The sequence below is a fragment of the Spirosoma flavus genome (assembly GCF_054778555.1).
In genome coordinates this window covers 444,892-462,854 of the sequence record NZ_BAAGZL010000001.1, presented here as the reverse complement: position 1 = coordinate 462,854, position 17,963 = coordinate 444,892, and the positions used below count along the sequence as shown (strand labels likewise).

Here is a 17,963-nt window from a genome sequence, read left to right as displayed (position 1 = left end):
GCCGTCTATTTTAAAGGGTATAATAAGAAGTAATGGAATCGTTCACCCAGATACCCAGGGGCAGAACACAGACTTTGGTTCGCAACACAAAGGCTAATACAGGATGCCCACCACTCAGTGCCAACCATTTGTAGAAAGACTCCTGGGGCCAGTTGGGATTAACTGGCTGGCTAAGGCCATTAACATCTCGCAGATAATGGCGACCATTGTCGGTTAACAACGTCAGGGGCCCAACGATTTGAGGAATCTCGTCAAACCAGGGAGACTGGCTTACGATGTCCGTTAGCACCTGCTGAGCAATCGACCAGTTGGCGTATTCGGTCGGCAGTTGATTGCCGGTGCTTTTTTGGGTAGTGCTTTGCTCCTTCAATACAGCACGATAAGGCCAGCGTCCAGGATAAAAGACCACAGTTGCATCAACAGCAGTTCCTGGCGCAAGCATCGTTTGCATTGGTGTATTTTTAAATGCAAAATTCAGGATGAATGCGAACCGCCTGGAGCGTTGCCCGTACAGATAATTCCGCTGGATGGTCAAATCATCTTCAACCGAAGTTTGACGCGCCAGCACCCAAAAGCGATCCGTTACCGAATCTGCATCAGCTAATTCGAGCAACTCTTTCTGATTGATAGTGACGCCAATTAAGGATTTTACGTCATCCTGTAAATCGGTCGGTAACTGATCGAGTCGAGTAAAGGCTTGTATAAGTAAGTATAACCGGCCAAACTGCTGAAGCGCTTCGCCCTGCCAGCCGTTACCGTCAAAAAAAGGAAGGCTGCCAAGTTGTTTTACTCGCGTAGCTAGCCCGGGGGCTTTGGCATCAACCATGCGAGCCGCCGTTTGTTGCCAGAACGCAGATCCTTTATCTGGAAGGCCCAACAATCCGGTTCTGATCAGATCTTCCGTCCAGCGAGCTAATTCAGATACACCGGCCCTGACGCTCTCTAGTCGATCGCTGGCACGCTTTTGCTGGCTTTTCGTTTTAACGAGTTTGGTTTCCGGATCATTTTCGTTGGGTGTTTCAGCAAGCTTATTCCCTTTTACGACCCGCTTATCCATCCATTCGCTTACCCAGGTCGGTTCGGAGGGTGTTTGTGTAAACGAATCGGGTTCGTGTGTGTAAAGCAGTAATAAACCCAGGCCATGTTTGCAGGGAAACTTACGACTGGGGCAGGAACATTTAAAGGCAATGTTGGTAAGGTCAACCTGTGTGCGATACGGGTCTTTGCCGCTGCCCTGCACTTCGCCCCAAAGCACCCGGTCAGAAACAGCGCGTGTAGGCCATTTTCGTGGATTGACAAGACCCTTACCAGCCTTAAGCGAGGCCGCATCTGGAGCCAGCGACTGAATTTGCTCTTCGGTGAAATGAACCACGAATTGTACTGATTACGCTAAGTGCTACAAAATTACACGATTGAGAGCTGCTGCCAACAGAAAAATGATCAAAGGCGCAATGTATGAGTATCGAAAACTTTACGGGAAAATATAAAACTACAAGCCAGAGACAGGTCGAGGCCGTTGCGCAGGAGCAGCTTGAACGTAAGCAAACCCAGCAGAAAAAACTGGAACAATTAAAAGAGCGAGCCAAAGAAATGTCGCTGGTTAAACGTAACGGGCTAACTGCCCACTAGCAACAGCAGGTTAAGCGCTATTTCTTGGTTATCGTGTTCATACAAATCAAGAATAACCTGGTTTTGGGTTGAAATGTAACATCTTTATCAGTGGCATGTAACATTTGTCCTAACCCCCCGCTCCTTCCTGAATATAGTTTTGCGCCCGAGCAGGCAATACATAATCACCGGCTCCTCTTCTATGTTCTCAACGACTACTTCTCACTCATTCCGGAGGGGTACTACTGACTGGCTGCGGCTGGCGGGCCTCCTGTTTTTCTTATTAAATACAGCTACCTCTCTATGGGCTCAGAATGGAGCAGTTAGCGTAACCCGTAGCTTCACCTACACCGGCTCGATTGAGACCTTCACCGTTCCAACGGGTATCACCTCGCTCACCATCGAAGCACGTGGGGCTGAGGGTGGTGATGTATCTAATCGCGTTGCTCCTGCTGGGAAAGGGGCCATCGTCGCGGCCTTGGTAAACGTTACTCCCGGTCAGAACTTAAGTATCCTAGCTGGTCAGAGGCTTAATGGTAGAGCTGGGGGCGGGGGCGGTTCGTTTGTTGTGGGGCCTCCTTCCAGTGCTGCCACGCCCACTCCACTTGTTATTGCAGGGGGAGGAAGTGGTGCATCGCTAGGCAGTGTTGATCGTATTACTAAGCATGGACAGCTCGGCACATCTGGTGGTGTAGGCTATTCTAACCTTGCGGGGGACATCCCGGGAGGTATCAATGGTTTAGGTGGCGAAGCAACTGCCACAAGTGGTGGAGGTGGGGGCTTTTTGGGCAATGGGGCCAACGGTGGCGTTTCTAGTTCTGGGGGTCGATCTTTCCTAAACGGTGGAAGTGGTGGAACAGGTACAAGCAATGGCGGATTTGGGGGCGGTGGCGGTACCGATTCTGGGGGTACTGTCGTCGGTAGCAGTGGCGGTGGGGGAGGCTACTCAGGTGGTGGAGGTGGATCGCGTGGCGTTGGGGGTGGTGGCGGCTCATTCAATGCGGGCACGCTTCTATTTTCACGCAATGGCGCTACTCAAGGCAACTCCGGAAGTGGGGTGGTTATCATCAGCTATACAGTCTACCCCATTCGCTACGTCAAACAGGACGCCACGGGTAAGGGTACCTCCTGGGACGATGCCAGCGGGGACTTACAGAGCCAGATCGATGCTCCCGGCGTCCAGCAGGTCTGGGTGGCCACAGGACGCTATACCACCACCCAGAACAACGGCTCGTTCGTGATGAAGAACGGGGTAGCCATCTATGGCGGCTTTATCGGCAATGAATCCGATTTTACCCAGCGGCCTGCTGTCAACCCTGTATCGGGCTCACCGTCTACCTCGACGCTGACCAGTACGACTCTAACGACTCAATCAGTGGTTAACAACAGAAATAATGGACTTGATAACTCTGCTGTGCTGGACGGTGTTGTTATTACAGGCGGCCAAGTAGCATCTGTAGGTGGTGGCGTTAGCCTTATTAACAGTTACCCGACGCTGAGTAACTGCCTCATTACCAGCAATGAGGCAATAAATGATGGGGGCGGGCTTTTTATTATGGGATCAGGTACGGCTAATCTGCTTAATTGCCTCATCAGCAGCAATAATGCCAGACAGCGTAGTGGGGGTGGGTTAACTATTATCAACAGCACGCCCAGGTTGAGTAACTGCGTCATTGAGAATAATACTAGCCAAGGTGTCTTAGGTGGGGGAGGTATTGAAAATGAGGGCAATGGCAATCCTACACTTATCAACTGTATCATTCGAGCTAACTCAAGTAGAGGTCTGGGTGGGGGAATAACGAACTACGATAATGGTAAGCTCATATTGATCAACTGTCAGCTGAGTAGTAATTCTACGCTCACAGGGGGCGGCATGTATAGTTCCCGTAATTCCAGCGCGACACTGATTAATTGCACCTTAACGGCCAACCGGGCTACCAATAGTACTAATAGCGGGGCCGCGCTATTTAATGATAGCAACAGCCAAGTTGCGCTTACGAATACGATCTTGTGGGATAATCAGGAGGCCGCCAATCAGTCAGTAGTCAACCAAGATGCTAACTCGAAAGTTACAGCCAACTATTGTCTGATCGGGGCGGGTGAGGGTGATGTAACGGGGGTTAACAACCTAACCGCAATCGGCTCCCCCTTCGTCGGACCGGGTAACTACCAGTTGAGCCCCTGCTCAGTAGCCATCAACGCCGGTAACAACGCCGACAACACTGCCACCACCGATCTGGCGGGTAACACCCGCGTTTTCGGCGGCACGATTGACATCGGTGCTTATGAATACCAGGGAAATTCGGCCCCGCCTGTGGCCATCACCCAGCAGCCACCCTCGGCCAGCAGTGTGACGGCGGGCAGCCCAGTCATTGTTCCCGTGAATGTCACAGGCTCAGCCACCGCCTACCAGTGGCACAAAAACAATCTCAACACACCCGTCTCAGGTCAGACTTCGGCGACATTAAGCATTCCCTCCGCCACCACCGCCGATGCGGGTTCTTACTCACTGGTGGTTACCGGCTCCTGCAACAGCGTTACCTCCACCGCCTTTAGTCTGTCAGTGGTGAATCCGCCGGCGACTATCACCGACTTTGCGGCAAGCCCTACGCCCGCCTGCGTGGGGTCGAGATTATTTATCAGCGCTACCATCGGCAACGTCTCGGGCGGTTACAGCTACACGCTGACCGAAACGATTTCAACCGGTACGTACTCTGGCACCGCCACGGACAATGGCAGCCGCGTATTCGCGGGAATAGACTATGACGCCCCAAGCTCAAGAAATTTCGTGCTTCGCGTGGTTAGCAACGGACAGGAAACCACCAGTGGAAATCTTCCCGTGACGATTAATCCGCCCCCGGTAGCTACTCTCACCAACGACGGCCCAATTACCTGTATCAAACCTACCGTCACGTTGACGGCTTCGGGTGGCAGCAGTTATACCTTTACCAGCAGCAGCGGCACCATTGGCACCCCGGGCTCAGCCAGTACGGTGCAGGTCAACACGCCCGATACCTACACGGTCACGGTGGCTAACTCTAGCGGCTGCGTGAGCAGCACCACTACGTCAGTGGGCAGCACTACGGCTACCATTAGTGTGAGTAATCCAGCGGTGACGACTGCCATACAGGGGGTGGCTTTCAACCAGCAATTCACTGCCAGCGGAGGCCAGATGCCCTACAGCTTCAGTGTGGCCTCGGGCACGCTGCCCAGTGGGCTAGCGCTGGCCACCTCCGGTGTGCTGAGCGGCACGCCTATTCAGAGTGGCAGATTCCCCATCACCGTGCGGGCTACGGATGCCAACGGCTGCTCCGGAGCAAGTACTACGTATAATCTGGTCGTCAACCAGGCGGTTATGATCACCGGTACCAAGACCGTCTCCGGCTCGTTTGTTCCCGGCGGCACAGTTACCTACACCATTGTACTTTCCAACACCAGCTCATCGTCCCAGAACGATAATCCGGGCAATGAACTGACCGATGTGCTGCCCGCCAGCTTACTCCTGGTATCGGCCTCATCGTCTGCCGGTACGGCCGTGGCTATCACCGGCACGAACACCGTTACCTGGAATGGGAGTATAGCCGCTAATGGCAGCGTCACCATCACCATCACGGCCACCATCCGAGCAGGCAGCGCTACCCAGACGGTGAGCAACCAGGCCAGCATCCGCTATGATACCGACGGCAACGGCACCAACGACTCCTCGGCCCTCACCGACGACCCCAACACGGCTGCTGTTGGCGACCCCACCAATTTCGTGGTATCCTGTCCCACCATCACGGCTAGCCTGACGAACGACGGTCCCTTGAGTTGCACCAAAGCCACGGTCAATCTGGTGGCTAGTGGAGGCAGTACGTATCAGTTTAGTGCCGGAGCCTCCCAGGTGGGGGGAGCCAGCAGCGGCACAGCGACAGTGAACCAGGCGGGCGTGTATTCGGTAACGGCGGTTGATAGCAACGGCTGTTCAGGCACGGCTTCCACGACGGTAGGCCAGGATAACACCATGCCTATGGTCAGCATTTCAGCCAACCCCTCTCAGACCATTGCTCAGGGCCAAAGTGCTACGTTAACGGCCAGTGGTGCTACGTCCTACGTCTGGAGCACCGGGGCCAGCACCACCGCTATTGTAGTCAGCACGGCGGGCCCCTATTCGGTGACGGGTACGACGGGCAGTTGCCAGGGGGTGGCCTCAATGACGGTGATTCCGGCGGTTCCCAGTGGTCCCCTGGCTATCTCGGCCGTCACCACCAACGACTGCCAGCAGATCGCTGCCAATCGCTACGTGATCAGCTTCACGCCCCAATACACAGGTAGCAACGGCGGGCCCATCAGCTTCTCAGTGGTTAATGAGATCTTCCCCACCACGGCACCCGGACCCTACACGCTGCAGCTCTATACCGACAATCCGGTCATCGTATTAAAAGCCCAGCAGACGGGCAATGCTGGCGAGGCCTCCTTTACCTACAACTGGTTAGCCGCCTGTGGCACGGCTCAGCCCAACACCGCCCCCCGGGTGAATCAGCCCATCCCCAATCAGACAGCCAAAGTGGGCGAAGCCTTCGGTTACCGCATTCCGCAGCTCACCTTTACCGACAATGAAACGCCCCAAAGTTTGACGCTCTCAGTCCAAGGCTTACCGGCGGGCCTGACCTTTAGCCAACCTAATCAGATCGGCGGCATTCCCACGACAGCAGGCGCTAGCAGCGTGAGCGTGACGGCGACCGACCCCGGTGGTTTGGCGGTGACGACTACCTTCCAGTTGACGGTGGTGCAGCCCGCTTCGGGTAATACCCCGCCTACGGCAGCTAATCCGGTGGCTAACCAGACAGCTACCCAGAATCAGCCCTTCAGTCTGAATGTGGGCAGCGTGTTCACCGATGCCCAGACGCCGAACAGTCTGAGTCTAACCAGTAGCCCCCTGCCCGCTGGACTGGCCCTGGCGAATGGGGTGATCTCGGGTACGCCTACTCAGCCGGGCGCCACCACTGTCACCCTAACCGCGACCGACCCAGGTGGGTTGAATGCGTCAACTACGTTTAGCCTGGTGGTGCAAACGGCTCCAGGGGGTGGTACTTTCGCCATTGCCAGCGTAACGACTAATAACTGTCAGCAGATTGCGGCTAACCGCTATGCGATCAGCTTCACGCCGGTTTACAGCGGTACTACGGGAGCGCCCATCAGTTTTTCCGTGGTGAACGAGTTGTTCCCCACCACCAATGTGGGGCCATATTCGTTGCAACTTTATAATGACAACCCTAGCATTGTGCTGAAGGCTAGTCAGAGCGGCACACCGGGAGAAACGAGTTACCGCTATGACTGGCTGGCGGCCTGTTCGAGTCCTGCTCCCAACACGCCCCCGCGGGTCAACCAGCCGCTGACCAATCAGGTGGCTAGAGTCGGTCAGGCGTTTGGCTATACAATTCCTCAGTTGACCTTTACCGATAATGAGACGCCCACTACGTTGAGCTTATCGGTCAGTGGCTTACCAGCGGGGCTGAGTTTTAGTCCGCCTGCCCAGATCGGCGGTGTACCGAGTGTGACAGGCATCAGCACTGTGACGGTAACCGCTACTGACCCTCAGGGCTTGAGCGTGAGTACTACGTTTTTACTGATGGTGCTGCCCGCCAATGCGCCGGTAGGCTTTGCCCTCAGTGGGGTACAGACGCTAAGCTGTGTAGTGATCGGAGCTAACCGACGGCAGCTGACTTTCCAGCCCCAGTACAGTGGTTCGAGTGGCGCACCGGTTAGTTTCTCGGTGGTCAATGAGTTGTTGCCCACGACTGATCCGGGCCCGTACACCTTGCAGCTCTACACCGATAATCAGACGCTGCGGCTGCGGGCTCAGCAGGGCGGAACTCAGACCAGCTACGATTATAACTGGCTAGCCGATTGTGCCTCTCAAGCCCGGCAAGGTGTAGCTGAAGCAGGCACGGGCTTACAGGTGAAGGTGCTGGGCAACCCGCTGACGGGTTCCAGTGTAGAGGTTGAAATTAGCGGGGTAGCGGGTCAGGCAGTGACAGCCGAGCTGCTGAATCTGCAAGGTCACCGGCTCGCTTGTCAGCAGATTGAGCGGGCAACGGATAGAGAGCGGGTCAGCCTGTCGGTAGATCGTTTAGCGGGAGTGCTACTATTGGAAGTTCGCACGGCTCAACAGCGACAGATATTGCGACTAGTGCAGAAATAGAATTTTAGTCGAAGAACCTAATAGGGTGTTTACAGCCAGTCCAGTTTTGGTCTGGCTGTTTTGTGTTCAATCATTGTCGCTAAACCACCTCAGGCACCCGTCTCTTATGTATTGGCCAAAAGTTATTTATAGCCATATAACAGGGTAGTGTAGATATTTTGTAAACCTTGTTCGGTTAAGGGCTTAGGAAGAAGCAAAAGGTTGCCTTTAAAACGTGGCCCTTTCTTTTTTCTGTTTATTTCTGAACGAGCAATCATTGACTAGCCAAGTAAAAAGTTTTTGGCCGCTTAATAAGCTCACATCTGTCTTTCCCTTAGCGACCTGTTAGCTTTGACAAGCATCAACAGATGTATGACAAGCCATATAACACTGGTGCTATCAGTGTGCAACTCGAAACTATTGAATGAAATACCTAGTACTACTTCTCGTTTTAGTTCCTGTTTTTACGTACGCTCAAGCCCCCACCCAGCTTCGGTAACTAATCAGTACAAGTTTCTGACCGTTAATGCGGCTGGTGATGTGATCTTAGGCAGCCTCAATAGCTCAGCCCGCGAAGGCGTTAGCGAAAGCTTCTGGCAGCGGAAGGGCTCGTATCTGCAAAGCACTCAGAACGATGCGGTCATTATTGGTAGTAACGTAGTGCGTACCCATCGGGTTACAAGCTGTTTGTGGAGGATGGCATCTTGACCGAGAAGGTGAAGGTAGCCGTGAAGAATACGATTGATTGGAGTGATAAGGTGTTTGATGACACGTATCAATTGAAGAGGCTATCAGAGGTGGAGCAGTACATCAAAACCAATAAACACCTGCCGGGAGTGCCCTCTGCCAAAGAAGTGGTTGAGAAGGGCATTGATGTAGCGAAGATGGACGCTAAATTGTTGGAAAAAATTGAGGAGCTGACCCTGTATAGCATTCAGTTAGAGAAAGAATCAAAAGCGAGAGAACAAAAACAGCAAGCTAAAATCGACGAACTCAAGGCACTGGTTAAACAGCTACTGGAGAAGAAGTAGACAAGAGCACCTTCCTTTACTAATGGGGGCTTTTTGATTTTAATAAGCCGCTATCTGGTTTTTAGCAAGTACATTCGATATCACAACCTTTTTGTTAGGCAAGGGGCTGTTTATGACCAATAACTGCCGATAAGTAACCAACGTAACAAAGGCCCCTATCACTAATCAATTATCTTATTCAGCTTCCAGTTCAGATGTATTGCCTGTAGAAAGCCAGCCAATCAGCGTATCAAGATCGGTAGTTTTTAACATTAATTGTTGGGGACTTGGCCCTTCTTTACCTGGCAGGAGCATAAACTCAGCCTGATATGAATTCCCTTCTGTCGATATCAGTACCTCAGCAATTGATTCTTTTTGATGGTACTCGGCTAAAATAAGTGAAAGCTGGTCAGTAGCAGGCTCATTAACTTCTTTGAGTACATAGCCTGTCATGGCATAATGGCCTATTTGACTAGTGGTCCAGTCCATCAGATTTGAATACGATTCATTTTTCATACCTCCATAACCCAGATATACCCTAGAGGGTTATGCATCCTGAATAAGGAACTGGTTAAGCTACGCGGGTAATTCAACAGGAGGGCCGGTGCAATGCGTTGGCGTTTGATGGTAAAGGAATTGCTGCGTGTTCATGGCTTGACGAGTAGGTAAGAGGAAAGGATTTTCGGGTGATCAATGGCTCTTCTTCCCACTAGCACAAAAGCCTTGTCGTAACTGGCAGGGCTTTGTCTGTAAGTAAGAAAGGTTATTACTTCTTTATCAGCACTTGTTTTAAGAGTTGTTCCAACTGATCGATCCGTTTCTGCTGCTGAATGCTATATAGGGTCAATTCTTCAATTTTCTCCAGCAACTTGGCGTCCATTTTGGCCGGATCAATACCTTCCTCAACTACCTGCTTGGCAGAAGGTACGTTCGGCAAATGGCCATGTTGCTGGATGTGGGTTTCAACTTCAGCTAATGGCTTTAGTGCATAGTCCTTTTCAAATACCTTATCGCTCCACTGATTCACATTATCAATACTTAGCCGGTAACGAGCTAGCTCGGTTTCGCCCTGTTCATTCACCGTTAGGAAGCGGTCGGTGGTACCGTTACGTAACGGATTGCTGAGATGAGCAAATTTGATCCGGCCGTTATTGCGTAGATTAATTGTCCCCCGTACGTCGAGGGGGAACTGAGGCGAATCGGTGCCGATGCCTACCGCGATATTAGAGTTGTCAGGATTGCCTAATACGATGGCGTTATCTAAAGCGACACGCGCATCTGTGCCAAGCGCGACTGCATTTAAGAGGTTGTTGTTAGTAGTGCGTGCATTTGCCCCTAACATTATATTGTAGCTTCCGGTTGTGATGGTATTGCCTGCAGAAGGACCAATAAAAATATTATTAGCCCCAGACTGGTTATTATACCCGGCCTGGTTGCCCAAAAAAACATTGTAGTTTCCTGAGTTATTTCTGAATCCCGTTTGGTAGCCAAGAAATGTATTACCACCACCTATTGTATTGGTAGTACCGGTCTCTCTCCCCAGAAAGATATTATTGGAACCAGACGTATTTTCAACGCCCGTATAATAACCTTGGAAGAAATTATAACTGCCGGTATTGTTTCTACCAGTATTAAACCCTAAAAAGACATTAGCCACACCTGACGTTTGGTTGCCTGCTACTCCACCGCCTATGAAGATATTATAAAAGCCATTAGTAAAACCAGTGGCTACTGTGTCTCCAATAAATACATTACCAGATCCGCTCCCATTGGGATTACCTGCACCAGGTCCAATCAGAGTATTGCGATTACCTGGGGAATTTGAGTTGGGCGTTGTGAATACTAAATTCGTTTGCCCAAGGCAAAAAAAAGGCATTAAAAACAGAAGCGTAAACAGGTGTTTCATGAAGTAAATTGATCAGGAGAAGTGCCAAAATATAAAATAAGGTGAATTAACAAGAAGATATTGTGTTGACAGACACAAAAGATGCCTAATTGGAAGGTGTAGACTATGCAGGCTGTGTAGAAATGTAGGCTCAAAAACATCTTTTTATTTTTTGTACCTAAAATCAGACGTCAGCAAGAGTAGCATTGTAGCGCTCAATCGGCTTTTATACCCAATGCGGAGTCATATTAGTAACATTTAATCACGCATCGAAAAGCGACTCACAGGGTCCATGCAAAAGCCAGAAAAAACCTTTTTATAAATTTTATCCACAGCCAATTCTAGAAGCCTGTGGATAAAATTTATAAAAAGGTGTGTATAGGGGGCCTTTTCTGACAGCGACGAAAAAGACAGAGATTATATAAGAACAGCCTTTTAAGCCAAAGTGGAGTTAATCAAGTAAAATAGTGATAGCCGTAACTACGTAGAACAACCTACTGAATAGTCGTCTGACCAACTCTGGACTCTACTACCTGTTGCACACTCTGGGATACATTAGACAGCAATTCATACCCAACCTGCTTTTCAATCTCACCCCATTGACCCGGTAATTCCCCCACGGCTGGACTCCGGCTGCATTGGTATTCGGTAGCCAGACCGCAATAACTCGCTTCTGAGCGTTGATTCGGCTTACATCATCTGAACCCACAGGCAGCACTACAATCACCTTCCAGAGCGAAGCAGAAACCCTTAGCTTACCACTGGCTAACGTGCTGGCCTTGCCGTTGTCTCCCTGTCCACCCCTGCCTGCTGTGCCCGCAATGATATATAGTTCATTGCCCTTAATAACCAGGTCCCGGCAGTAATCCTCTAATCGTAGCCAGCATTGCCGGTTTAACTGTGGAGCCGGGGGTGCGATGTTAGTCAGGATAAACGTAGTTCTGTTTTCTTCTTCTGTACTGTCCCGATCATCCGAAGGGCACAGGTGGCCACGACGGTCGGCCGCTGCCGTCAAAACCCGTATTGGTATAGTCAGCATGTTTAACCTGATACCAGGAGGAAGTTAATGACTGATCAGGAATGAAGTTACTAGCATAGCGAGAAACCGATCCTTTCCAGGCCGCTGACAGATGCCATCTGCACCAGTTAGCGATGCTAGTGGAATTGTTGTAGGATAGAAAATAGGTGGGCCGGGTAACCAAGTAAGCGTTGGGGCTACTCTCCACTGGCTTTGCACTGTCGGGATTACCCAGCGCCATATTATCGTCACGGGTGGGCGTGGTATTCCGTGGAGCATTGACTGATGGCTCTTTACACGCATTCAGAATGAGCGTGAAATCAATAGCCATACCGTTGCAGAAGGGCAATAGGACTAGCGACTAGTCTTCATCTTCATTAAGAGTCGTGCTGTGTATCAAACAAAAAAGGTACTCACAATTTCACGTCGTAAGTACCTCGTTATCATTGTGGGAGTTGACGGGTTCGAACCGCCGACCCTCTGCTTGTAAGGCAAGTAACTTTTTGTATTGGATAATACTCGCCTATCTCTACGGCTTTGAAAATCAATAAATTGAACAATATTATTTTACTGGTCATTACTGGATAATACGGGTTATTTACATACCTTTATGTACACTAAAATGTACACCGATAGTAATGGTCTCCAATTATCTGCCTACCGAGCGGTTGCCCCAGGTTAAAGTTATGCTATACACTAGCAAGACATTAGCTGATGGCTCACATCCATTACGCCTTCGCATTACTAAAGATGGCGGCCGAAAATATATATCCCTTGGTGAGAGCTGTAGCCTTGCATTATGGGATGCTGACAAAGAATTACCTCGCCGTAGTCATCCTGAACAGAAGCGCCTGTTAGCCCTTATTAAAAAGTGGGAAACTACGTATGCTGATGCTGCCAAACGCTTACAAGACCTCAGCCTCCCGTTCACCATCGACATGATTATTGACGCGGTGACGGAAGCGAGTAAAAAGCCGAAGAAAGAGCGTGGAGGAGTTATGCTATTAGATCACCTGCAAAACGTTGTTGAGCAATTACAACAAGCCAAGCAGGTCGGTAATTCAAATGTATATCGAGATACACGCCGAGTCTTATCCAAATTCCTGCATGATAAAGATTGTCCGTTGTCCAGCGTCAACGTTTCCTTTCTCAACCGCTTTGAGACGCACCTTCGAAGTGAAGGATGTTCCGAAACAACTATGAGCGTTTATTTTCGAACACTTCGGGCGGCTATTAACCGGGCTATTGGCGAAAAATTATTACCAGCCGATTTATATCCGTTTAGCCGGAATGTGGCTGAACGAGATAAATTCAGCCTAGCCAAGTTCGATCTATCGACACGAAAAAGGGCCATCACTAAAGACGAAATTCGGTCTATTGAAGACGTCGAGGTGTCTACCCCGCGTCTATTATTAGCCAAGCATTTGTTTTTATATAGCTACTTTGGCGGTGGGATTAACTATGTGGATATGGCGCAGTTACGCTGGCGAAATGTCCAGGGGGGCCGCCTACAGTATGTTCGGCAGAAAACCGGTGGACTCTTCAATCTTAAGCTTTCCAATAAGGCATTAGCTATTTTGAATTATTACCGACCATTTACGTTTATCGGCCCAGATTCTTATGTATTCGGCATTCTCAATCCAGAGAAGCATCAGAGTCCCGTTCAGATTGCTAATCGTCTCCATAAAATCAAAGGGCAGGTCAATCAGGATTTGAAGGCAATTGGTCAGTTAGCAGGTATTGAAACCCCCTTGACAACCTACGTGGCTAGGCATTCGTTTGCGACAGCATTAAAGCATTCAGGCGTTTCAACGGCCATTATTTCCGAATCGATGGGACATAAAACAGAAGCTATCACACAGACCTACTTGGCTTCGTTTGAGAATGAATTAATTGATGAAGCTTTTGATCATCTCTAACTTGAGAATTCATGGACGCTAGTAAAGAAATAACCTTTGAGCAGGCTTTGGAATACCTCCTTAAAGCTATAAGCCCAGATAGATTAGTAGCCTATCCTCCGTCTGTACCACATGCCAGCACACCTGTCACTGAAACAATAATATATTATTACGAAAAACACCACCCTAGTCGAAATGCGCCGCCGATGTTTGCCATTGTGGAAGGTTATAGATGGCTTTGGAGGGAGTTTGCTGCAAAAGTTAAAGTAAGATCTCTGAGTTTGGGTTCTACTGATAGAGAAGAACGTAGACAAGAGTTAGCCGCTATTTTCGCTGAACTTCAAAAGCGTTGTCCAGCTTATGAAGCACAAATTAAACCGTTAGATGAGTTAGGGCATAAATTATACCAAACAGTAAATGCCCCTAAATACCCGAAATTTCATGCCTACTATTACGGCAATTCATTCTCACAGCAGGCACTCATGCTAAAGAAGGCAATTCAAATAATTAATGCAGGTTCCAGGATGTTTAACGTCAGCTGTGCAAATAATAAAACGAGTAAAGAAAGTAAGATAACAAAACCGAAAACTAACAAAGCAGAAGTAACGCAGGAAGCGTTAGCCTTATTTTATATCTACGGTCAAAAGAAAAAAAATATAGCTGAATTTCAATCTGGCAAAATGGTAAGCGAATATAAAAATGCTGTAATGCCGTATGGTTTATCATGGAAAAATTTTCAGATCCACTTTCTTAGATTACAAAAGACAGATGAAAGAATGGTAAAAGAGAATCTAGCTCACATAAAAAAAGCCATCATAATGCTTGAAAATTTTCCTGAGGCTAAGGCCATGGCGTTGGATGAATTGAATACAATCAAAACACGTTAGCCCATTTGGTTAGCCTAACCTAACCCTAACCACTTATTCCTGTGCCTAATATTGCACCAGTCAAAACTAAACCGGTGCAATCAATGAACAATCCATTCGAAATACTAGAACGGCGGTTAACAAATATTGAGAACCTGCTTCTCGACTTAAAACATACCCCTCTTACCCCGCCTACGACTCATACTGATACCTTCGGCGATTTTAAGTGGTTAACAACGACTTGCGCTGGTGTCCCTGCAAGCACTCTACGCCTAAAAAGCGCATCTGGCGAAATACCCTCTATCAAGCTCGGCAAACGAGTTTTGTACGACAAAAACCTGGTATTGAATTGGTTACGCAGCCATATACGTCAGGCTGTTGATATGAATAAGATCGACCAAGCCGCTGAACTTCAATTCAATCAGCAGTTAACCAAAAGACAGGCAAAGTGGAATTCAATTAAATAACCTCAGTCCATATTGGAAGTGGGTAAACACCAATTTATGAGCTAAGTCATGGTCGGAACTGGATACGAGCTGCAAAAAGCTTTGTATGCTGAGGTGGATCAAAACCAGCACATGCAACTGCATTGTAAGCCATATCATTTAAGCTTGTATACGTGGATATGTGAGCTACGTAATCGAACTAAACGTGAGGTTCTAGATTTACCTGTCCTCTATACAATGCAGATGACTTTTATTGGCTCTCAACATACGTTGGCAAAAGCGATCGACAATTTAGCGGATTGGGGTATAATCGACATCTTAACGAGAACCAAAGGATATGGCACGAAGGTAAAACTCGCAAATGCATTTCTGCAAAAACACTGCAATAGCGATGCAATTAGGCCCGGTGACGCTATTGCAGAAACGCAATTACCCTGCAATACAACTGCAATTGCAGTGCAAACAACTAAAACTAATAAAAGAAGGAAAACTAATAAAACAACTTCTCCCCCTCAATCCCCCCAAAGGGTCGAGGTTAACCAACTGCTTTCCAGCTTTCGCTATAAGTCGGAAGCCTTCATAACGGCGTGGCAGGATTGGGAGAAGTTTAGACGAGAACTGAAGAAACCGATTACACCAACCACTGTTGCTCAGCAACTGAAGGTACTGGCCCAGTATAGCGAAATCGAGGCGATTGCCATGATTGAGCAAAGCATTTGCCAAGGTTGGCAAGGGTTATTTGAACTCAAAACTGATATACGATATAGGAGTGTTACTCCCTCTCTTGCTATTGACTCACCTCGCCCCCAACAACTCGCTGAAATCCGATGAATACTCAACTCATACCCAATTACCTTGCTAATGTTGACGAGGAACTTGAGAGTAGCATATTGGGATCGGTACTAGCCGAGCCTAAATTAACCTATGATTTACTTCGCTTTTTGCCTAAAGCCTCCGCTTTTTATACTCGTAAACATCAAGTCCTTTACCAGGCGATTGCATCCGCTTATCAGTCAGGCTTAACCGTTGAGCTTAGTGTAATTACGAATTACCTCCGCAAGAATAAGCTACAGGATGAGTTATCGGCTCTGGACATTTCCGAAATTATTGGCCAGGGAGTACCGGGAAACTTCGAAGTGAAGTGTCGGATTTTATTTCAGTTAGCCATGCGCCGGTATTTACATACCTACGGATGTAAGCTAGCTAGAACATGTTTAGACCCTTCGGCTGATCCGCTCTTAATGCTGAACCATATACAGGACGATTTAGACCAGATAATGGCACAACTCTCCATGTCGGAAGAGGAGGGGCCGGAACAGTACCTTTCCGAGGTATTGGCCGACCTCGACGCTCGCCAACGAGGCCAAGCATCGGGGTTGACAACCGGCATCTCCATTCTTGACGTGCGAACGGGTGGTTTTGAGCGTGGCAATCTGGTTATTCTGGCTGCTCGCCCGGCAACTGGCAAAAGTGCGCTATTGCTTCACTGGCTATTACATCACCTCCTGGTATTACAACAACCGGCTGGGCTGTTTACTCTTGAAATGAAAGGCCGCGAAGTCTTACGTCGTGCCTTAGCCCATAGTAGCGGCTATTCCAATTTCGAGCTTCAGCAAGGTAAGCGTATAGACATGGCCGTCATCCACGAACACATTGGTTTGTTAACCACTATGCCTTTACATATTCGTGACTCGTCGATTCAATTACCTGAACTTCTTTCCTTAGCCCGGGAGTGGCACCGCCGTCACGGTATAACACTATTGGCGGTCGATTATATTCAACTAGTCCGCGATAGTCGCTACGTCAAATCCTACGATCGGGTAAGTGAAGTATCGAATTCGCTCAAAGCATTAGCCCAGGATACGGGAATGGTCGTCGTCGGATTATCGCAGTTGAGCCGCGAATGTGAAAAGCGAGTAGGCTGGGATAAACGCCCGGTACTCGGCGATCTCAGAGAAAGTGGTAATCTGGAACAGGACGCTAATAACGTCTTAATGCTGTTTAACCCACATCGTAACAACCTGAATTATACTGATGGTTCTACCACGGAACAAACGTTGGAGATTCACGCGCTTAAGCTCCGTAACGGTAAGCCTACCCAGCCAGGAGCTGCTCCTGGAAAAAATGGGCCTTTGATTGTTCATTACGATGCGCCGACGAATCGATTTTTCAACTCTAATGAAGTACTATCAACCGAACCAAACTTCTAACAATTATGGAAACGGCCTTCAGCAATCCCAGCTCCATTCGGCAATATTTTCAAAAGATTCTCGAATTGACTCAATCCGGTGAACAATACCCAGTAGCCATGAGTGATGTGTGGCCCTTAGCATTCGAGCGCAAGGATGAATTTGTTCGCGTTCTAAAGAAATATGGTCATCAAGGCGTTCATTATCAGGTTATCCGCATGTCACCGGAAAAATCAAAAGGTAGACCTTCTATAGAATATAAGCTCACAGTTGCCTGTTTAGAATTTTTCATTGCGAGCCGAATACCAGCCATATTTGACGTTTATCGGCAAGTTTTTCATCAAATTTTGGCTCAACGACAACTGCCTAAGCCAGTCAGTCCGGATGAGCTGATCTCAATTCTTGTCCAGCGAAATCTCGATGTGCTCGTCCACCTGAAGGCAATCGAGCAAATACTAAGACAAATCACTCAGACTCCAGGCCCTGATAAGGAACTGTCTCAATCCGAACAAAAGTTACCTCTACTGGGAGTTGATAGCCAGATACGATCAATTGTTGACGAGTATGCCCATCTCAAAAAATTACCTCATCAGCAGGTTTGGCGATTGTTGTATTGCCAACTGAATTATCAGTATGCTATTAATGTATCGGCTTATCGATTGGAGATAGGGGAATCAAAATTACAGGCACTTAAGCGTCATGGCCATCTAGACAAACTCTATTCTATCGCCCTAACACTATCCGACATAGAGACCCGCAACCCTATGTTTAGGTCAGACTAACCAGAGGTATCAACCCCTAAACTACTTTTCTGATGATTACTACTTTAATCTAATCCCGGATCAAATCGCATTTATTAAGTCTAATCTAGGACCTTGCG

General features: G+C 48.6%; 14 protein-coding genes. 9 read left to right on the top strand and 5 right to left on the bottom strand.

Annotation, left to right across the window (positions count from 1 at the left end; all coding sequences use genetic code 11):
- Window positions 1–10: 10 nt before the first annotated feature.
- Window positions 11–1,372, bottom strand: a complete 1,362-nt coding sequence (locus ACYVF1_RS01865) for an SWIM zinc finger family protein (protein WP_461075034.1) — start codon at window positions 1,370–1,372, stop codon at window positions 11–13.
- Between the two features lie 83 nt (window positions 1,373–1,455).
- Here ACYVF1_RS01865 and ACYVF1_RS01860 point away from each other — a divergent pair, with 83 nt between their 5' ends.
- The 3 genes from ACYVF1_RS01860 to ACYVF1_RS01850 all read left to right on the top strand — a co-directional run bounded on the left by ACYVF1_RS01860 (window position 1,456) and on the right by ACYVF1_RS01850 (window position 8,802).
- On the top strand, window positions 1,456–1,629 hold the full coding sequence (locus tag ACYVF1_RS01860) for a hypothetical protein (RefSeq protein ID WP_461075032.1): 174 nt from the start codon (window positions 1,456–1,458) through the stop codon (window positions 1,627–1,629).
- Window positions 1,630–1,810: 181 nt separating this feature from the next.
- Window positions 1,811–7,792 carry a putative Ig domain-containing protein gene (locus tag ACYVF1_RS01855; RefSeq protein WP_461075030.1) on the top strand — a complete coding sequence of 1,994 codons (5,982 nt, stop codon included), beginning with the start codon at window positions 1,811–1,813 and terminating at the stop codon, window positions 7,790–7,792.
- Between the two features lie 707 nt (window positions 7,793–8,499).
- The gene (locus ACYVF1_RS01850; RefSeq protein WP_461075028.1) at window positions 8,500–8,802 is read left to right on the top strand and encodes a hypothetical protein; all 303 of its coding nucleotides are present in this window, start codon (window positions 8,500–8,502) and stop codon (window positions 8,800–8,802) included.
- 174 nt (window positions 8,803–8,976) lie between these two features.
- On the opposite strand, the gene ACYVF1_RS01845 is transcribed toward ACYVF1_RS01850, so the two are convergent.
- The 4 genes from ACYVF1_RS01845 to ACYVF1_RS01830 form a co-directional block, all read right to left on the bottom strand.
- On the bottom strand, window positions 8,977–9,297 hold the full coding sequence (locus tag ACYVF1_RS01845; protein WP_461075026.1) for a hypothetical protein: 321 nt from the start codon (window positions 9,295–9,297) through the stop codon (window positions 8,977–8,979).
- A gap of 250 nt (window positions 9,298–9,547) precedes the next feature.
- A complete protein-coding gene (locus ACYVF1_RS01840; RefSeq protein WP_461075024.1) occupies window positions 9,548–10,687 on the bottom strand; it encodes a hypothetical protein in 1,140 nt (379 codons plus the stop codon).
- A gap of 508 nt (window positions 10,688–11,195) precedes the next feature.
- Complete coding sequence (locus ACYVF1_RS01835) at window positions 11,196–11,705, bottom strand: DNA/RNA non-specific endonuclease (RefSeq protein ID WP_461075022.1); 510 nt, start codon at window positions 11,703–11,705, stop codon at window positions 11,196–11,198.
- Window positions 11,635–12,015, bottom strand: coding sequence for a DNA/RNA non-specific endonuclease (locus ACYVF1_RS01830; RefSeq protein ID WP_461075020.1), 381 nt, complete (start codon window positions 12,013–12,015; stop codon window positions 11,635–11,637). Before ACYVF1_RS01830 ends, ACYVF1_RS01835 begins: the two co-directional genes overlap by 71 nt.
- 355 nt (window positions 12,016–12,370) lie before the next feature.
- On the opposite strand from ACYVF1_RS01830, the gene ACYVF1_RS01825 reads away from it, so the two are divergent.
- The 6 genes from ACYVF1_RS01825 to ACYVF1_RS01800 all read left to right on the top strand — a co-directional run bounded on the left by ACYVF1_RS01825 (window position 12,371) and on the right by ACYVF1_RS01800 (window position 17,865).
- Window positions 12,371–13,603, top strand: coding sequence for a phage integrase SAM-like domain-containing protein (locus ACYVF1_RS01825; RefSeq protein WP_461075018.1), 1,233 nt, complete (start codon window positions 12,371–12,373; stop codon window positions 13,601–13,603).
- 11 nt (window positions 13,604–13,614) lie between these two features.
- Window positions 13,615–14,469, top strand: coding sequence for a hypothetical protein (locus ACYVF1_RS01820; RefSeq protein ID WP_461075016.1), 855 nt, complete (start codon window positions 13,615–13,617; stop codon window positions 14,467–14,469).
- Window positions 14,470–14,552: 83 nt separating this feature from the next.
- A complete protein-coding gene (locus ACYVF1_RS01815) occupies window positions 14,553–14,915 on the top strand; it encodes a hypothetical protein (RefSeq protein ID WP_461075014.1) in 363 nt (120 codons plus the stop codon).
- Window positions 14,916–14,963: 48 nt separating this feature from the next.
- Window positions 14,964–15,725, top strand: coding sequence for a hypothetical protein (locus ACYVF1_RS01810; RefSeq protein WP_461075012.1), 762 nt, complete (start codon window positions 14,964–14,966; stop codon window positions 15,723–15,725).
- Window positions 15,722–17,104, top strand: a complete 1,383-nt coding sequence (locus ACYVF1_RS01805; protein WP_461075010.1) for a replicative DNA helicase — start codon at window positions 15,722–15,724, stop codon at window positions 17,102–17,104. Before ACYVF1_RS01810 ends, ACYVF1_RS01805 begins: the two co-directional genes overlap by 4 nt.
- Window positions 17,105–17,109: 5 nt before the next feature.
- The gene (locus tag ACYVF1_RS01800; RefSeq protein WP_461075008.1) at window positions 17,110–17,865 is read left to right on the top strand and encodes a hypothetical protein; all 756 of its coding nucleotides are present in this window, start codon (window positions 17,110–17,112) and stop codon (window positions 17,863–17,865) included.
- The last annotated feature ends 98 nt before the right edge of the window (window positions 17,866–17,963 follow it).

Excerpts from the sequence above, each read along its gene's own strand:
- ACYVF1_RS01855 (WP_461075030.1), top strand. The coding sequence starts at position 1,811 with ATGTTCTCAACGACTACTTCTCACTCATTCCGGAGGGGTACTACTGAC.
- ACYVF1_RS01860 (WP_461075032.1), top strand. The coding sequence starts at position 1,456 with ATGAGTATCGAAAACTTTACGGGAAAATATAAAACTACAAGCCAGAGA.
- ACYVF1_RS01825 (WP_461075018.1), top strand. The coding sequence starts at position 12,371 with ATGCTATACACTAGCAAGACATTAGCTGATGGCTCACATCCATTACGC.
- ACYVF1_RS01810 (WP_461075012.1), top strand. The coding sequence starts at position 14,964 with ATGGTCGGAACTGGATACGAGCTGCAAAAAGCTTTGTATGCTGAGGTG.
- ACYVF1_RS01835 (WP_461075022.1), bottom strand. The coding sequence starts at position 11,705 with ATGCTGACTATACCAATACGGGTTTTGACGGCAGCGGCCGACCGTCGT.
- ACYVF1_RS01805 (WP_461075010.1), top strand. The coding sequence starts at position 15,722 with ATGAATACTCAACTCATACCCAATTACCTTGCTAATGTTGACGAGGAA.
- ACYVF1_RS01830 (WP_461075020.1), bottom strand. The coding sequence starts at position 12,015 with ATGGCTATTGATTTCACGCTCATTCTGAATGCGTGTAAAGAGCCATCA.
- ACYVF1_RS01845 (WP_461075026.1), bottom strand. The coding sequence starts at position 9,297 with ATGAAAAATGAATCGTATTCAAATCTGATGGACTGGACCACTAGTCAA.
- ACYVF1_RS01815 (WP_461075014.1), top strand. The coding sequence starts at position 14,553 with ATGAACAATCCATTCGAAATACTAGAACGGCGGTTAACAAATATTGAG.
- ACYVF1_RS01800 (WP_461075008.1), top strand. The coding sequence starts at position 17,110 with ATGGAAACGGCCTTCAGCAATCCCAGCTCCATTCGGCAATATTTTCAA.
- ACYVF1_RS01820 (WP_461075016.1), top strand. The coding sequence starts at position 13,615 with ATGGACGCTAGTAAAGAAATAACCTTTGAGCAGGCTTTGGAATACCTC.
- ACYVF1_RS01840 (WP_461075024.1), bottom strand. The coding sequence starts at position 10,687 with ATGAAACACCTGTTTACGCTTCTGTTTTTAATGCCTTTTTTTTGCCTT.